This is a genomic window from Neisseria sp. LACPHL-SPEC-2024-00856 (assembly GCF_047915665.1).
GTDB classification, from domain to species: Bacteria; Pseudomonadota; Gammaproteobacteria; order Burkholderiales; family Neisseriaceae; genus Neisseria; species Neisseria polysaccharea.
Genome location: NZ_JBLRPR010000001.1, coordinates 80639 through 96241, shown reverse-complemented (window position 1 = coordinate 96241; position 15603 = coordinate 80639). Strand labels below are relative to the sequence as shown.

Annotated in this window: 18 protein-coding genes; 14 read left to right on the top strand and 4 right to left on the bottom strand. The window is 53.0% G+C overall.

What is annotated here, in order from left to right:
• Positions 1-42: 42 nt before the first annotated feature.
• Genes ACNAU7_RS00615 through ACNAU7_RS00605 form a run of 3 tightly spaced genes read left to right on the top strand, consistent with a single transcriptional unit; the run spans position 43 to position 2308 of the window.
• A complete protein-coding gene (locus tag ACNAU7_RS00615) occupies positions 43-615 on the top strand; it encodes a ubiquinone biosynthesis accessory factor UbiJ (protein WP_101133688.1) in 573 nt (190 codons plus the stop codon).
• Positions 616-634: 19 nt separating this feature from the next.
• A complete protein-coding gene (locus tag ACNAU7_RS00610) occupies positions 635-1525 on the top strand; it encodes an NAD(+) kinase (protein ID WP_416299757.1) in 891 nt (296 codons plus the stop codon).
• Between the two features lie 24 nt (positions 1526-1549).
• On the top strand, positions 1550-2308 hold the full coding sequence (locus tag ACNAU7_RS00605; RefSeq protein WP_416299755.1) for a pseudouridine synthase: 759 nt from the start codon (positions 1550-1552) through the stop codon (positions 2306-2308).
• Between the two features lie 53 nt (positions 2309-2361).
• On the opposite strand, the gene ACNAU7_RS00600 is transcribed toward ACNAU7_RS00605, so the two are convergent.
• Positions 2362-3027 carry an NAD(P)H-dependent oxidoreductase gene (locus ACNAU7_RS00600; RefSeq protein ID WP_416299753.1) on the bottom strand — a complete coding sequence of 222 codons (666 nt, stop codon included), beginning with the start codon at positions 3025-3027 and terminating at the stop codon, positions 2362-2364.
• Positions 3028-3224: 197 nt separating this feature from the next.
• Positions 3225-3998 carry a GTP cyclohydrolase FolE2 gene (gene folE2 / locus ACNAU7_RS00595; RefSeq protein ID WP_416299751.1) on the bottom strand — a complete coding sequence of 258 codons (774 nt, stop codon included), beginning with the start codon at positions 3996-3998 and terminating at the stop codon, positions 3225-3227.
• Between the two features lie 191 nt (positions 3999-4189).
• Here folE2 and ACNAU7_RS00590 point away from each other — a divergent pair, with 191 nt between their 5' ends.
• Positions 4190-5347, top strand: coding sequence for a trans-sulfuration enzyme family protein (locus ACNAU7_RS00590; protein ID WP_416299749.1), 1158 nt, complete (start codon positions 4190-4192; stop codon positions 5345-5347).
• Positions 5348-5409: 62 nt separating this feature from the next.
• Here ACNAU7_RS00590 and hemB read toward each other — a convergent pair whose 3' ends face one another.
• Together hemB and yhbY are read right to left on the bottom strand one after the other, a co-directional pair.
• Positions 5410-6411, bottom strand: a complete 1002-nt coding sequence (hemB, locus tag ACNAU7_RS00585) for a porphobilinogen synthase (RefSeq protein WP_118786950.1) — start codon at positions 6409-6411, stop codon at positions 5410-5412.
• 143 nt (positions 6412-6554) lie between these two features.
• Positions 6555-6839 (bottom strand): ribosome assembly RNA-binding protein YhbY, encoded by a 285-nt coding sequence (gene yhbY, locus ACNAU7_RS00580; protein WP_003677631.1) that lies wholly within the window; start codon positions 6837-6839, stop codon positions 6555-6557.
• A 108-nt stretch (positions 6840-6947) separates the two neighbouring features.
• On the opposite strand from yhbY, the gene ACNAU7_RS00575 reads away from it, so the two are divergent.
• The 10 genes from ACNAU7_RS00575 (at position 6948) to ACNAU7_RS00530 (ending at position 15582) form a co-directional block, all read left to right on the top strand.
• On the top strand, positions 6948-7568 hold the full coding sequence (locus ACNAU7_RS00575; RefSeq protein ID WP_101122162.1) for an RlmE family RNA methyltransferase: 621 nt from the start codon (positions 6948-6950) through the stop codon (positions 7566-7568).
• A 63-nt stretch (positions 7569-7631) separates the two neighbouring features.
• A complete protein-coding gene (gene ftsH, locus ACNAU7_RS00570; protein ID WP_250314105.1) occupies positions 7632-9599 on the top strand; it encodes an ATP-dependent zinc metalloprotease FtsH in 1968 nt (655 codons plus the stop codon).
• Between the two features lie 220 nt (positions 9600-9819).
• Positions 9820-10251: a type II toxin-antitoxin system RatA family toxin gene (locus tag ACNAU7_RS00565; protein WP_304671907.1), complete on the top strand. Its 432-nt coding sequence runs from the start codon at positions 9820-9822 to the stop codon at positions 10249-10251.
• Positions 10244-10522: an RnfH family protein gene (locus tag ACNAU7_RS00560; protein WP_416299745.1), complete on the top strand. Its 279-nt coding sequence runs from the start codon at positions 10244-10246 to the stop codon at positions 10520-10522. The genes ACNAU7_RS00565 and ACNAU7_RS00560 overlap by 8 nt, the downstream gene beginning before the upstream one ends.
• 46 nt (positions 10523-10568) lie before the next feature.
• Positions 10569-11147, top strand: coding sequence for an aminoacyl-tRNA hydrolase (gene pth / locus ACNAU7_RS00555; protein WP_320748648.1), 579 nt, complete (start codon positions 10569-10571; stop codon positions 11145-11147).
• Positions 11148-11206: 59 nt separating this feature from the next.
• Complete coding sequence (locus ACNAU7_RS00550) at positions 11207-11413, top strand: hypothetical protein (RefSeq protein WP_002237831.1); 207 nt, start codon at positions 11207-11209, stop codon at positions 11411-11413.
• On the top strand, positions 11410-11772 hold the full coding sequence (locus ACNAU7_RS00545; protein ID WP_416299743.1) for a VanZ family protein: 363 nt from the start codon (positions 11410-11412) through the stop codon (positions 11770-11772). Before ACNAU7_RS00550 ends, ACNAU7_RS00545 begins: the two co-directional genes overlap by 4 nt.
• A 230-nt stretch (positions 11773-12002) precedes the next feature.
• Positions 12003-13418 (top strand): SLC13 family permease, encoded by a 1416-nt coding sequence (locus tag ACNAU7_RS00540; protein WP_416299741.1) that lies wholly within the window; start codon positions 12003-12005, stop codon positions 13416-13418.
• Positions 13419-13523: 105 nt separating this feature from the next.
• The gene (locus tag ACNAU7_RS00535) at positions 13524-14033 is read left to right on the top strand and encodes a peptidylprolyl isomerase (RefSeq protein ID WP_416299739.1); all 510 of its coding nucleotides are present in this window, start codon (positions 13524-13526) and stop codon (positions 14031-14033) included.
• 166 nt (positions 14034-14199) lie between these two features.
• The gene (locus ACNAU7_RS00530; RefSeq protein ID WP_416299737.1) at positions 14200-15582 is read left to right on the top strand and encodes a phosphomannomutase/phosphoglucomutase; all 1383 of its coding nucleotides are present in this window, start codon (positions 14200-14202) and stop codon (positions 15580-15582) included.
• Positions 15583-15603: the final 21 nt, after the last annotated feature.

Genomic DNA, 15603 nt, shown 5'->3' with positions numbered 1-15603 from the left:
ACAGCAACAAACCGGCATTCTGCCCACAGTCAGGAAATAAACATGTCCGCCCTATTCCCCATCATCAACCACCTGATTCAGCAAAACCCCGACAGCCGCTCGGAGCTTGCCGCATTTGCCGACAAAACACTGGCACTGAACATTGCCGGATTGAAACTGACCGGACGTATCACAGAAGAAGGATTTCTATCGGCAAGCAACGGTTTTGCAGATACAGAAATCACCTTCCGCAACAGCGCGGTACAAAAAATCCTGCAAGGAGGCGAGCCGGGGGTGGGAGACATCAGCCTTGAAGGAGACCTCATACTCGGCATGGCGGTATTACCCCTGCTCGGCAGCCTGCGTTACCGTGCATCAGACGACTTGGCACGGATTTTCGGCACGCAGCTCGGTAACAGCATCGGCAGCCGTGCCGCCGATATCGGACACGGCATCAAACAAATCGGCAGAAGCATAGCCGAACAAATCGGCGAATTTTCACGCGAACCCGAATCCCCCGTTATCGACGCCGCCACCCTGTCCGCCTGGATGGAAGAAGTGGACAAACTGCGCGACGACGTTGCCCGCCTCAACGAACGCCTTGACAGGCTCGAACGCGACATTTGGATAGACTAACCTTCAGACGGCATCCGACATGAACAGCCCTTTTCACAACATCGGCATCGTAACCCGCCCCAACACGCCCGACATCCAAGATACTGCACACACACTGATTACATTTTTGAAGCAGCACGGCTTTACCGTCTATCTCGACGAAGTCGGCATAAGGGAATGCTGCATCTATACCCAAGACACCGTCGGCTGCCACATCGTCAACAAGACCGAACTGGGACAATACTGCGACTTGGTCGCCGTCTTAGGCGGAGACGGCACCTTTCTCTCTGCCGCCCGAGAAATCGCCCCGCGCGCCGTTCCGATTATCGGCATCAACCAAGGTCATTTGGGCTTTCTTACCCAAATTCCCCGCGAATATATGACAGACAAGCTATTGCCTGTTTTAGAAGGAAAATACCTTGCCGAAGAGCGAATCCTGATTGAAGCCGCACTGATCCGCGAAGGCAAAACCGCCGAACGCGCCCTCGCCCTCAACGATGCCGTCCTCTCCCGTGGCGGTGCCGGACAGATGATTGAATTTGAAGTCTTCGTCAATCGAGAATTCGTCTATACACAACGTTCGGACGGGCTGATTGTCTCCACCCCCACCGGATCGACCGCCTATTCGCTTGCCGCCGGCGGTCCTATCATGCAGGCAGGATTACACGCCTTCACACTCGTACCCATCTGTCCGCAATCCATGACCAACCGCCCCATCGCCATTTCCGACGCATCTGAAATCGAAATCCTCGTTACTCAAAGCGGCGACGCCCGCGTTCATTTCGACGGACAATCCTTCATCGACGTGCAAAACCTCGACCGCATCATCATCCGCCGCTACCACAATCCCTTACGCATCCTACACCCGACCGACTACCAATATTTCAAAACCCTGCGCCAAAAACTGCACTGGGGCGAGCAATTAGTCTAAGCCGGCCTTTACCCGAAAGTACCCATGAATCCCAAAATTTCCTCCAACCATACAGAAGATACCATGCGCCTCTCCAAACGCATGGCGCAACTGGGGCTTTGTTCGCGCCGCGAAGCCGACGGCTATATCGAACAGGGCTGGATAACGGTCAACGGCAAAACCGCCGTACTCGGTCAAAAAGTTTCACCGGCAGACCGTATCGAACTGAACAAGAAAGCCCACGAACAGCAGGCGGCACGCATTACCATCCTGTTGAACAAACCCGTCGGCTATGTCAGCGCACAAGCGGAAAAAGGCTATAAATCTGCCGCCGAACTGATTACCTCTGAAAATCGCTGGGAAGGCGACACCGGCCGCATCCGTTTCGATCCGAAACACAAAATCGGCCTCGCCCCCGCCGGCAGGCTCGATATCGATTCAGTCGGATTGCTGGTGTTGACGCAGGACGGCCGTATCGCCAAACAGCTTATCGGCGAAAACAGCGGCAGTGAAAAAGAATATTTGGTGCGCGTGCGCGGCAAATTGGACGAAAAAGGACTTGCCTTACTGAATCACGGATTGAGTTTGGACGGTGAGAAACTGCGTCCCGCCAAAGTAGAATGGCAAAACGAAGACCAACTGCGTTTCGTATTGAAACAAGGTAAAAAGCGGCAAATCCGCCGTATGTGCGAACTGGTCGGACTGCGCGTCGTTGGGCTGAAGCGCATCCGCATGGGCAAGGTCAAACTCGGCAGGCTGCCGCCCGGCAAATGGCGTTACCTCGCTCCCGACGAATCGTTTTAAATAAGCATAAAAAATGCCGTCTGAAAATCCTTGCGTTTTCAGACGGCATTGCCTTATGCCCAAATAACGGTTTCTTCCAACGGCCTGCGCGCTTTCGTGGCGATTTCCTGAACCCGGTAGCCGAATGTCGCGGCAACGGACACGCCCCATTCTGCAGCATCGAACAAACCGAACTGCCCGGACAATACGCGTTCCATATCGGCATAGTTGAAACCTTCCACCGGGCAGGAATCGATACCTGCCATAGCGGCACCCGTCATCATGTTGGCTAACGCGATATAGGTCTGGCGGCAACACCAGTCAAACAAGGCGTGCGGATCGTCCAAAATCTTGATGTCGTCGGCTTGAAACGCCTGATACCTCGCCAAAGATTTTTCTACGGCATCCGGTTCGGTAACGCCGCGCCGTTTGAGGCTTTCCAACATAAACGTGCTGTCGAAGCGGGCATTTTTCTTCGCCAAAAACACCACCAAATGACTGGCGGTATCCAAAGCATCCGCCATACCCCAAGAAAACGGCTTGACGGCCTGTCGGATTTCAGGGTTTTGAACCACAATAAACTGCCAAGGCTCCGAACCGACCGAACTGGGCGACAAACGCCCGAGTTCTAAAATAAACTGAAAATCCTCGGCACTGATTTTGCGTGCCGCATCGTAATACCGGCACGATTTGCGGTTTTTAAATGCGGATAGAACCTGCTCTCTGTCTAATACCGTCATAGTGGCATCCTTTTATTATTTGTATTGCAAATTGATTTCAAACCGATACGGCACTGCCGCACATACAAGCCGCCCTCGCCGTCGGACCTTATCCGGACTTTGCCCGTCCTTCGGCGGCTCGGAAAGTGAAGCGGCGGCAGATTCGCGAATGCCGCCCCAATGCCTTTCAGACGGCATTTGGATCATCGCAAACACGCCTACGGATACGCGATATAGGCATAAGCCGAATGGTTGTGGATAGACTCGAAATTCTCGCTCTCGACGACGAAACTCTTGATGCGTTTGTCGGCAATCAGCGAAGTAGCGACATCGCGCACCATATCTTCCACGAATTTCGGATTTTCGTAGGCCTTTTCGGTAACGTATTTTTCATCGGGGCGTTTGAGCAGGCCGTAGAGTTGGCAGCTCGCCTGCGCCTCCACATAATCGATGACTTCCTCGATACCGACTTCGGCATCGGCAGTCAGGCTGACGGTAACGTGCGAACGCTGATTATGCGCGCCGTATTGGGAAATTTCTTTGGAACACGGGCAAAGCGAGGTTACGGGAATCATGACCTTCATACTGTGGCCGTATGCCCCGTCTTTAATTTCGCCCGTGAGGCTGACATCATAATCCAGTAAAGACCGAATACCGGAAACCGGCGCGGTTTTCTTGCGGAAAAATGGAAAAGAAACGCTGATTTTACCGGAGTGGGAGTCCAAAAGCGCGACCATTTCGGCAGTCAGCCTATGCAATTGTGCGAAATCCAAGGCTTCGGCATGTTGCTCCATCAATGCGACAAAACGCGACATATGCGTCCCCTTCTGCTCAGCAGGCAGGTAAACCGTCATGGTCAGACGGGCAATGGTGGACTGGATGCCTTCTGCAGTTTGCAGGGTAATCGGAAAGCGCAGGTCTTTGATACCGACCTGATTGATCGGCAGATTGCGCAAATCTCGGCTGGATTGCACGTCTGCAATAGTGTTCATGAGTTGTTTTTCCTTAATATTCATGTAATTGTTGAGATGTGTGCATGGTATGGCGTTTCCGCCGGGGAATATACCGTCAATCTGCAAATGCGAGATTATATCACTCGCTTTTAGCAGCTGCATTGATTGTTTCTATTTTTCAGATAGTGATAAAATCTTCGATTATTCACATCTACATAGGCAGAGACCAAATGAAATTCGCCACGAAAGCCATTCATTCCAGCTACGATTGCGACGAACACAACCGCGCGCTGATGCCGCCGATTTATCAAAACAGTATGTTTGCGCTGCACGAAATCGGCGAAAATGTGCCTTACCGTTATTCGCGCCTGAGCAACCCGACCCGTCAGATTTTAGAAGACACCGTTGCCGATTTGGAACACGGTGTGGCAGGTTTTGCGTTTTCCAGCGGTATGGCGGGAATTGATGCCGTATGGCGCACTTTCCTACGCCCTGGCGATACCATTGTCGCCGTCGCCGATATTTACGGCGGCGCGTATGACTTATTGGTCGATGTTTATCAAAAATGGGGGGTGAACGTTGTTTTTGCCGATTTGGGCAATCCCAATAATTTGGACAAATTGCTTAAAGCGCACAAGGTCAAACTGGTTTGGCTGGAAACGCCGTCCAATCCGCTTTTACGCTTGGTAGACATCAAAGCCCTTGCCGCGAAAGCCAAAACAGCCGGTGCGCTGGTCGGCATCGACAACACCTTTGCCACGCCGTATCTGCAACAGCCCTTGGATATGGGTTGCGATTTTGTGTTCCACTCTGCTACCAAATATTTGTGCGGCCATTCCGACGTATTGATGGGCGTAGTCGTTGCCAAAACTAAAGAGCTGGCGCAGCCTTTACACGACATGATGGTGCATACCGGCGCGATTGCAGGCCCGATGGACTGCTGGCTGGTGTTACGCGGTATCAAAACATTGGCCTTGCGCATGAATGCCCATTGCCAAAACGCACTCGAAATCGCGCGCCGTTTGGAAGCCCATCCTGCCATAGAAAAAGTGTTCCATCCCGGCCTGCCGTCGCACGAACATTACGAACTGGCGAAAACACAAATGCCCAAAGGCATCGGCGGCGTGGTTACGGTTTATCTCAAAAACGACACGCGTGAAGCGGCAAACAGCGTGATTAAAAACATGAAACTGGTCAAAATGGCTTCCAGCCTCGGCGGTGTGGAAAGTTTGGTCAACCATTGCTATTCCCAGTCCCACAGCGGCGTGCCGCATAATGTGAAAATGGAAATGGGCATCAGGGTCGGACTCCTGCGCTTCTCCATCGGTATTGAAGACGTAAATGATATTTGGAACGATATTTCCACCGCACTCGATACGACTTTGTAAACCGTAAAAATGCCGTCTGAAACCATAGTTTCAGACGGCATTTCAATATTGCGAATCAAATATCAACGCTTCAGCATCTTTGCCGCCTCAATGGCGTAATAGGTCAAAATCCCGTCCGCACCCGCGCGTTTGAATGCCAGCAGGCTTTCCAAAACCACTTTGCCGCCGTCCAGCCAACCGTTGGCAACCGCCGCCTGCAGCATCGCGTATTCGCCCGAAACCTGATAGGCATAAGTCGGTACGCCGAACTCGTCCTTCACGCGGCGGACAACGTCCAAATACGGCAAACCGGGCTTGACCATCACCATATCCGCACCTTCCTGAATGTCCAACGCCACTTCGTGCAACGCCTCATCGGTATTTGCCGGATCCATCTGGTAGGTTTTCTTGTCCGCCTTGCCCAAATTGCCCGAACTGCCCACCGCATCACGGAAAGGGCCGTAGAATGCAGAAGCATATTTGGCGGAATACGCCATAATCCGCGTATGGATATGCCCGGCATCCTCTAAAGCCTCGCGAATCGCGCCGATACGCCCGTCCATCATATCGGAAGGGGCAACGACCTGCGCGCCCGCTTCAGCGTGGCACAAAGCCTGCTTGACCAAAACCTCGACGGTTTCATCATTCATCACGTAACCGTTTTCGTCCGTCAGTCCGTCCTGACCGTGAACCGTATAAGGATCGAGCGCGACATCCGTCATAATGCCCAGTTCCGGGAAACGCTCGCGCAAGGCGCGGACGGCTGTCGGCACGAGTCCTTCGGGATTGTACGCCTCCTCCGCACGCTCGGTTTTGTTTGCCGTAACCACGGGGAACAGTGCCAGCATCGGAATACCGAACTTCACCGCCTCTTCCGCTGTAAACAGCAGCCTGTCCAAACTTTGACGCTTCACGCCCGGCATAGAAGGCACATCCTCCTCGCGCGCCGATCCCTCCAATACGAACACCGGATAAATCAAATCATCGGCAGTTAGCGTATGCTCGCGCATCAGGCGGCGTGAAAAATCGTCCCTGCGCATACGGCGCATACGCGAAGCCGGAACATTGCGATAAGGAAACTGCATAACATCCCTCCAATCATCCTGCAAATCACTCAAACCATTGAAACCTGCAACACAAAAACACTTACAGACGGCATCGGGCAGATATCCGAACAACCGTTTCCGCAACACCAAAAAACGGCTGTTTCAGTATACCGCCCCTAAAATCAGGCTTCGATATTCTTACGCCACAATACCAAAAGTTTTCCGATATGCTGAACCAGTTGCGCATCAACCGCCTCACATAAGGCATTGCAGATTTCGATACGTTCGGCACGGTCGTCGCCGAACACGCGCACCTTAATCAACTCGTGCGCCGTCAGCGCGGCATCGGTTTCCCTGATGACGGAATCCGTCAGGCCCTGTTGTCCGACCATCACGACGGGATTCAAATGATGCGCGCGCGCTTTCAATTCCAAAATTTCTTTGGTATTTAATTTTGTATCAGTCATTTTCCTAGTGCTTGAACCATAAAGAATAATGACCCATTGTACGCGATTTGGCGCAGCAGGGGCAAAATTAACGTACAATAGGTCGTTTCCATTCCAACCCCGACCATTATGGCCTCACGTTCCAAATCCTCAAAAGCGTGGCTGCACGAACACGTCAACGATCACTATGTCCACATGGCGCAAAAAGACGGCTACCGCGCCCGTGCCGCATACAAACTATTGGAAATTAACGAAAAAGATAAACTAATCAAACCCGGAACCATATTGGCGGATTTAGGTAGCGCACCAGGAAGCTGGTCGCAGGTCGCTGCCAAGCTAGCCGGCCCTTCCGGCGCGGTATTCGCTTTGGACATCCTACCCATGGAAGCCGTAAACGGCGTATCCTTTATTCAAGGCGACTTCAGGGAAAACGACGTCTTGGCACAATTTGAAACCTTATTAAACAACCGCCCCCTGGATCTTGTAATTTGCGATATGGCACCCAATATGTCGGGAAACGCCGTAAGCGATCAGGCACGCAGCCTCTATCTGTGCGAATTGGCCCTTGACTTTGCCTCGCAACACCTGAAAACAGGCGGCAGCTTTTTAGTCAAAGTCTTTCAGGGAGCAGGCTATCAGGAATACATGGCAGCCATGCGCGAAATTTTCGGCACGGTGCAGACGCGCAAACCCGAAGCCTCGCGCAATCGCTCCAGTGAGATTTATTTATTGGGCAAAAATAAACGCTGACAATACAGACGGCGTGTTTTACAATCATTTCCGTTTTACACCTCAATTATGGAGCCTTGCTAAGTGGGGAATACCTTTAAATCAATCCTTGTCTGGGTCGCCTTGGGTATCGGTCTGATGGCTGCGTTCAACGCTTTAGACGGTAAAAAAGAAGACAACGGGCAAATCGAATATTCTCAGTTCATCCAACAGGTCAACAACGGCGAAGTATCCGGCGTCAACATCGAAGGATCTGTCGTCAGCGGCTACCTGATTAAAGGCGAACGCACCGACAAAAGCACCTTCTTTACCAACGCGCCTTTGGACGACAACCTAATTAAAACACTGCTCGACAAAAACGTCCGCGTAAAAGTAACGCCGGAAGAAAAACCGAGCGCGCTGGCTGCCCTGTTTTACAGCCTGCTACCCGTCCTGCTGCTGATTGGCGCGTGGTTCTACTTTATGCGTATGCAGACGGGCGGCGGCGGCAAAGGCGGCGCATTCTCATTCGGCAAAAGCCGCGCACGCCTGCTGGACAAAGATGCCAACAAAGTTACCTTTGCCGATGTCGCAGGCTGCGACGAAGCCAAAGAAGAAGTACAGGAAATCGTCGATTACCTGAAAGCGCCAAACCGCTATCAAAGCCTGGGTGGTCGCGTGCCGCGCGGCATCCTGCTGGCGGGCAGCCCGGGTACGGGTAAAACACTCTTGGCGAAAGCCATTGCAGGCGAAGCCGGCGTGCCGTTCTTCAGCATTTCCGGTTCCGATTTTGTCGAAATGTTCGTCGGTGTCGGTGCAAGCCGCGTCCGCGATATGTTCGAGCAGGCGAAGAAAAACGCTCCCTGCATCATCTTTATCGACGAGATCGACGCGGTAGGCCGCCAACGCGGCGCAGGTTTGGGCGGCGGCAATGATGAGCGCGAGCAAACATTAAACCAATTGTTGGTGGAAATGGACGGTTTTGAGAGCAACCAAACCGTCATCGTCATTGCGGCAACCAACCGTCCCGACGTACTCGATCCGGCATTGCAGCGGCCCGGCCGCTTCGACCGCCAAGTGGTCGTCCCCCTGCCGGACATTCGTGGGCGCGAACAGATTTTGAACGTCCATTCTAAAAAAGTGCCTTTGGACGAATCTGTGGATTTATTGTCCCTCGCGCGCGGCACGCCGGGTTTTTCCGGCGCGGATTTGGCGAACTTGGTCAACGAAGCCGCCCTGTTTGCCGGCCGCCGCAACAAAGTCAAAGTCGATCAGAGCGATTTTGAAGACGCAAAAGACAAAATCTATATGGGTCCGGAACGCCGCAGTATGGTGATGCACGAAGACGAGAAACGCGCAACGGCGTATCATGAGTCCGGACACGCGATTGTTGCCGAAAGCCTGCCCTTTACCGACCCCGTCCACAAAGTAACCATTATGCCGCGCGGACGTGCGCTGGGTCTGACTTGGCAGCTTCCGGAGCGCGACCGCATCAGTATGTATAAAGATCAGTTGTTGAGCCAGCTCTCCATCCTGTTCGGCGGGCGCATTGCCGAAGACATCTTCGTCGGACGCATCTCCACCGGCGCATCAAACGACTTTGAACGCGCAACCCAAATGGCCCGCGAAATGGTAACGCGCTACGGTATGAGCGACAAAATGGGCGTGATGGTTTATGCGGAAAACGAAGGCGAAGTCTTCTTGGGACGCAGCGTAACCCGTTCGCAAAACATTTCCGAAAAAACGCAACAGGACATCGATGCGGAAATCCGCCGGATTTTGGACGAGCAATATCAGGTTGCCTACAAAATCCTCGATGAAAACCGCGACAAGATGGAAACGATGTGCAAAGCCCTGATGGAATGGGAAACCATCGACCGCGATCAGGTGCTGGAAATTATGGCGGGCAAACAACCCAGTCCGCCCAAGGATTACAGCCACAACCTGCGCGAGAATGCGGACGCGGCGGAAGATAACGCACCGCACGCTCCGGCTCGGGAAGAAACCGAAGCACCTGCTCCGGCAGACACCGCTTCGACAGAGTCCGAGCAGCAGCCTGAAAACAAGGCTTAACTCCCCGAACAAACGGCAGCCCGCAAGCTGCCGTTTTCCCATCCTGTTTTCAGACGGCATTCTCCACTCAATGCCGTCTGAAACGCAAAAGCCGTATCGGTTTTTGCGAATCTGCGATATGGCGGTTTAAATTGAAATCAGAACGGGCAAGGCTGTACCGGTTTAAAATTAAACCGCTATAATACCGCCCTTCAAATACACGCCCGCATTGGTGATGCCTGTGAAAAAAGTTGAAAAAAACATCTTGGTGCTGCACGGCGCGGACAAAATGTTCGAGCTGGTCGACAAGGTTGAGGATTACCCGAACTTTCTACCGTGGTACAGCAAGACCGAGGTCATCGGGCGTAGCGGCAACGAACTGAAGGCGCGGCTGTTTATGGATTATATGCACGTTCGCCAATCGTTTGCCACGCACAACCGCAACATCCCCGGCAGGGAAATCCGTATGGAACTGCTCGAAGGCCCGTTCAAAACCTTACGCGGAACGTGGAAATTCATCGATTTGGGCGACGATATGTGCAAAATCGAATTCAAGCTTGAATACGATTTTTCCAATGCCGTTTTGTCCGCCTTAATTTCCCCCGTCTTCAGCCACCTTTCCTCCACATTGGTCGAAGCGTTCGTCAAAGAGGCAGACCGCCGTTATGCTTGAAATTGAAGTTGTGTACGGTCTGCCCGACCGACAGGTTTTGAAAACCATGCAGCTTGCCGAGGGAACAACCGTCCGCGCCGCCGCACTGCAAAGCGGTTTGGACGGCATATTTGAAGATTTAAACCTGCATTCCGCGCCTTTGGGCATTTTCGGCAAAGCCGTCAAGGACGACACGCCGTTACGCGACGGAGACCGTATCGAAATATACCGTCCGCTTCAGGCAGACCCTAAAGAAGCGCGTCGCAGGCGCGTCCTTAACCAAAAAGGCTAACCATGCCGTCTGAACCCCGTCCGGACGGCATCTGATGGAAAACGACATGTCAAACAAAATCAAAATGGTTGTCGGCTTGGGCAACCCGGGCAAAGAATACGAACAGACCCGCCATAATGCAGGCTTTTGGTTCCTCGACGAACTGGCTTGGAAGTGGAAGGCTTCGTTTAAAGAAGAAAAAAAATTCTTCGGCGAAGTCGCCCGTGCTACCCTGCCCGACGGCGATGTCTGGCTGCTCAAGCCGACCACGTTCATGAACCGTTCCGGACAGGCAGTTGCCGCCCTTGCGCAGTTTTATAAAATCAAACCCGAAGAAATCCTCGTCGTCCACGACGAACTCGACATTCCCTGCGGACGGATCAAATTCAAACTCGGCGGCGGCAACGGTGGACACAACGGCTTGAAAGACATTCAGGCACGGCTCGGCACGGCCGACTATTACCGCCTGCGCCTCGGTATCGACCACCCGGGCGACCGCAACCTCGTCGTCGGCTATGTCCTGAACAAACCCAGTGCGGAACACCGCCAACAGATTGATGATGCCATCGCCAAATCCCTGCAGGCCATACCCGACATCATTTCCGGCAAATGGGAAGAAGCAACACGTTTCCTGCACAGCAAATGACCCAATGCCGTCTGAAGCCCTTTCAGACGGCATTCCCGCCATCAGCGAGAACCCGCACTATGTCCGAACTCAACCGGCTCATCCAAACCGAATCCGTTGCCGTCATTGAAGAAACTTTAAATTTCCTGCTCTACGAATGCAGCATAGACGATGCCCCCTCCGCCGAAGAAATTGCCGTTTGGCGCGACATGCTGGCCGCACGCGGCGGAAAATTCCTGCGCCTATCCAAACTATGCCGGACATGGCTTGAAGAGGAACAAGCATGAATCTGCCGCGCAACCGCTTTATCCTGCTCTCGGCATTGTGGTTTGCAGGCAGCATTTACTCGCTGCTTTTCAAAGCTGCCGAAACCGCGCCGCCGCCTTTTCCGCATTTTGACAAAGTGGCGCACCTCGCCCTGTTTTTCGCACAAATCTGGCTTCTGACCAAAGCATTCAAAACCGGAAAACTTCCCATCCCCTACCGCAGCCTGATTGCGTTCGCCTTCTGTTTTGCCGTCGGCAGCGAATGCGCGCAGGCATGGTTTACCGTAACGCGAACCGGCAGTTTGGGTGATGTTCTTGCCGACCTGACGGGCGCAGCCCTTGCCCTCTTTACCGCGCGAGCTGCCGACCGCATGGACTGAATCGGTTTATTTTCCCCAAACAGGATGCACCTTCTCCCGATGCATCCTGTTTTTCCCCTTACATATCAATCCCATCTCATAAACAAAACCGACAAATCGTTTACAATATATTTACACTACATCGGATTACAAATATACTCGAACCAGTTGCAGAACCGGCGGTTTCGCAGACCGTTTCGGATTGCACGACACAAAAGAAAAACCGATTTTGTTGCCTTAAAGGAGCATTCATGAACCTGCATGCAAAGGACAAAACCCAGCATCCCGAAAACGTCGAGCTGCTCAGTGCGCAGAAGCCGATTACCGACTTTAAGGGTTTGCTGACCACTATCATTTCCGCCGTCGTCTGTTTCGGCATTTACCACATCCTGCCTTACAGTCCCGATGCCAATAAAGGTATCGCGCTGCTGATTTTCGTTGCCGCACTTTGGTTTACCGAAGCCGTCCACATTACCGTAACCGCACTGATGGTGCCGGTTCTCGCCGTCGTACTCGGTTTCCCCGATATGGACATCAAAAAGGCAATGGCAGGTTTCGCCGACCCGACAATTTATATCTTCTTCGGCGGTTTCGCACTCGCCACCGCCCTGCATATGCAGCGTCTCGACCGCAAAATCGCCGTCAGCCTGCTGCACCTGTCGCGCGGCAATATGAAAGTGGCGGTTTTGATGTTGTTCCTCGTTACCGCCTTTCTGTCCATGTGGATCAGCAACACCGCGACCGCCGCGATGATGCTGCCTTTGGCAATGGGTATGATGAGCCACCTCGACCAGGAAAAAGAACGCAAAACCTATGTCTTCGTCCTGCTCGGCATTGCCTATTGCGCCAGTATCGGCGGCTTGGGAACAGTCGTCGGTTCACCGCCGAACATGATTGCCGCCAAAGCCCTGAATCTCGATTTCGTCAGCTGGATGAAACTCGGTCTGCCCATGATGCTGCTGATTCTGCCGCTGATGCTGTTCTCCATGTACGTCATCCTCAAGCCCAACCTGAACGAGCGTGTGGAAGTTAAAGCCGAATCGATTCCGTGGACTTTGCACCGCGTTATCGCGCTGTTGATTTTCTTGGCCGCTGCCATCGCTTGGGTATTCAGCTCCAAAATCAAAGCCGCATTCGGTATTTCCAACCCCGATACCGTTATCGCCCTGATTGCCGCCGTTGCCGTCGTCGTATTCGGCGTGGCGCAATGGAAAGAAGTTGCCCGTAATACCGACTGGGGCGTATTGATGCTCTTCGGCGGCGGTATCAGCTTGAGCGCGCTGCTGCAATCTTCCGGCGCATCTGAAGCACTGGGTCAACAGGTTGCTTCCACATTCTCTCATTCTCCTGCATTGCTGGTGATTTTCGTGGTTGCCGCCTTTATCATCTTCCTGACCGAGTTCACCAGTAACACGGCTTCTGCCGCCCTGCTTGTGCCCATTTTCGCCAGCATCGCCGCGCAAATGGGCCTGCCCGAACAAGTCTTAGTATTCGTCATCGGTGTCGGCGCATCTTGCGCCTTCATGCTGCCGGTTGCCACACCGCCTAACGCGATTGTGTTCGGCACGGGCTTAATCAAACAACGCGAAATGATGAATGTCGGCATACTGCTGAACATCCTCTGCGTAGTATTGGTTGCTCTGTGGGCATACTTCTTCCTGATGTAAATCCGATTCCCTAAAACGATGCCGTCTGACATAATCCGTTCAGACGGCATTGGATTTTCCGCAAGCCTCCCAATTTTGCCTGTGATTTTCAACGAAAGGAAACATATGATTATCCTGCACACCAACAAAGGCGACATCAAAATCGAACTCGATTTCGACAAAGCCCCCGTTACCGCCAAAAACTTCGAGCAATACGTCAAAGACGGCTTCTACGACGGCGTAATCTTCCACCGCGTCATCAAAGGCTTCATGATTCAAGGTGGCGGCATGGATGAAAACATGAACGAAAAAGAAACCCGCGATCCGATTCAAAACGAAGCGTCCAACGGCCTGCCCAACGATAAATACACCATCGCCATGGCGCGTACTTCCGATCCGCATTCCGCCAGCGCGCAATTCTTCATCAACACTGCCGACAACGCCTTCCTGAACTTCCGTTCTAAAGAGCTGTACGGCAAAACCGTCGTCCAAGACTGGGGCTATGCAGTATTCGGTAAAGTCGTTGACGGTTTTGACGTTGTCGATGCCATCGAAGGCGTATCCACCAAACGCCACGGCTACCATGACGACGTACCGACCGAACCTGTCGTCATCATTAAAGCCGAAGCGGTATAAACCGGCAATCCGAAAGCAGCCTGCACAAAGGCTGCTTTTATTTCAGACGGCATGTTATTTGATGTAACCTGGCTATGCCGTCTGAAAACCGGACGCAAGCCTTCAGACGGCATACCGCTATGTTAAAATACACCCGTTTTTCCTAAACGGACACAAAGGAAACCTTATGGCAAGCATCGCCCGCGACATCTTCAAAGCCTACGATATCCGAGGCATTGTCGGCAAAACCCTGACCAACGAAGCCGCCCACCTTATCGGCAAAGCCATCGCCGCCAGAGCCGCCGAAAAAGGTATCGCCCGCATCGCGCTCGGACGCGACGGACGCTTGAGCGGTCCCGAACTGATGACACACATCCAACGCGGTCTGACCGACAGCGGTATCGGCGTCCTCAATGTCGGCATGGTTGCCACCCCTATGCTCTACTTCGCCGCCGTCAACGAATGCGGCGGCAGCGGCGTGATGATTACCGGCAGCCACAATCCGCCCGATTACAACGGTTTCAAAATGATGCTCGGCGGCGACACGCTCGCAGGCGAAGCCATTCAAGAACTGTTAGCCATTATTGAAAAAGACGGTTTTGCTGCCGCCGGCAAACAAGGCAACGTAACCGAAAAAGACATCTCCGGCGAATACCTCAAACACATTACCGGACACATCAGGCTCAAACGCCCGATGAACATCGCCATTGACGCGGGCAACGGCGTGGGTGGCGCGTTTGCCGGCAAACTCTACAAAGGCTTGGGCAACGAAGTAACCGAACTTTTCTGCGAAGTGGACGGCAATTTCCCCAACCACCATCCCGACCCATCCAAACCCAAAAACCTGCAAGATTTGATTGCCGCGCTGAAAAACGGCGATGCCGAAATCGGTCTGGCGTTTGACGGCGATGCCGACCGCTTGGGCGTGGTTACCAAAGACGGCAACATCATCTATCCAGACCGCCAACTGATGCTGTTCGCGCAAGACGTGTTGAGCCGCAACCCCGGCGCGAAAGTCATTTTCGATGTCAAATCCACACGCCTGCTTGCCCCGTGGATTAAAGAACACGGCGGCGAACCTGTGATGGAAAAAACCGGCCACAGCTTCATCAAATCCGCTATGAAAAAAACCGGTGCACCGGTTGCCGGCGAAATGAGCGGACACATTTTCTTCAAAGAACGCTGGTTCGGCTTCGACGACGGTCTGTACGCCGGCGCGCGCCTCTTGGAAATCCTGTCTGCCTCCGATAATCCGTCCGAAGTGTTGGACAAGCTGCCGCAAAGCATTTCCACGCCCGAACTCAACATCGCCCTGCCCGAAGGCAGCAACGGTCATCAGGTTATCGACGAACTCGCCGCAAAAGCCAAATTCGAAGGCGCGACCGAAATCATCACCATCGACGGCTTGCGCGTTGAATTCCCCGACGGTTTCGGACTGATGCGCGCTTCCAACACCACGCCGATTTTAGTATTGCGTTTTGAAGCGGATACGCAAGAAGCCATCGAGCGGATTCAAAACCAATTCAAAGCCGTCATCGAAAGCAATCCAAATTTAATCTGGCCTCTGTAAAAATAGAAAAAATGCCGTCTG

Bases quoted from the DNA above. Each gene is read 5' to 3' on its own strand.
- ACNAU7_RS00615 (WP_101133688.1), top strand. From the start codon at position 43: ATGTCCGCCCTATTCCCCATCATCAACCACCTGATTCAGCAAAACCCC.
- ACNAU7_RS00610 (WP_416299757.1), top strand. From the start codon at position 635: ATGAACAGCCCTTTTCACAACATCGGCATCGTAACCCGCCCCAACACG.
- ACNAU7_RS00605 (WP_416299755.1), top strand. From the start codon at position 1,550: ATGAATCCCAAAATTTCCTCCAACCATACAGAAGATACCATGCGCCTC.
- ACNAU7_RS00600 (WP_416299753.1), bottom strand. From the start codon at position 3,027: ATGACGGTATTAGACAGAGAGCAGGTTCTATCCGCATTTAAAAACCGC.
- folE2 (WP_416299751.1), bottom strand. From the start codon at position 3,998: ATGAACACTATTGCAGACGTGCAATCCAGCCGAGATTTGCGCAATCTG.
- ACNAU7_RS00590 (WP_416299749.1), top strand. From the start codon at position 4,190: ATGAAATTCGCCACGAAAGCCATTCATTCCAGCTACGATTGCGACGAA.
- hemB (WP_118786950.1), bottom strand. From the start codon at position 6,411: ATGCAGTTTCCTTATCGCAATGTTCCGGCTTCGCGTATGCGCCGTATG.
- yhbY (WP_003677631.1), bottom strand. From the start codon at position 6,839: ATGACTGATACAAAATTAAATACCAAAGAAATTTTGGAATTGAAAGCG.
- ACNAU7_RS00575 (WP_101122162.1), top strand. From the start codon at position 6,948: ATGGCCTCACGTTCCAAATCCTCAAAAGCGTGGCTGCACGAACACGTC.
- ACNAU7_RS00560 (WP_416299745.1), top strand. From the start codon at position 10,244: ATGCTTGAAATTGAAGTTGTGTACGGTCTGCCCGACCGACAGGTTTTG.
- pth (WP_320748648.1), top strand. From the start codon at position 10,569: ATGTCAAACAAAATCAAAATGGTTGTCGGCTTGGGCAACCCGGGCAAA.
- ACNAU7_RS00550 (WP_002237831.1), top strand. From the start codon at position 11,207: ATGTCCGAACTCAACCGGCTCATCCAAACCGAATCCGTTGCCGTCATT.
- ACNAU7_RS00545 (WP_416299743.1), top strand. From the start codon at position 11,410: ATGAATCTGCCGCGCAACCGCTTTATCCTGCTCTCGGCATTGTGGTTT.
- ACNAU7_RS00540 (WP_416299741.1), top strand. From the start codon at position 12,003: ATGAACCTGCATGCAAAGGACAAAACCCAGCATCCCGAAAACGTCGAG.
- ACNAU7_RS00535 (WP_416299739.1), top strand. From the start codon at position 13,524: ATGATTATCCTGCACACCAACAAAGGCGACATCAAAATCGAACTCGAT.
- ACNAU7_RS00530 (WP_416299737.1), top strand. From the start codon at position 14,200: ATGGCAAGCATCGCCCGCGACATCTTCAAAGCCTACGATATCCGAGGC.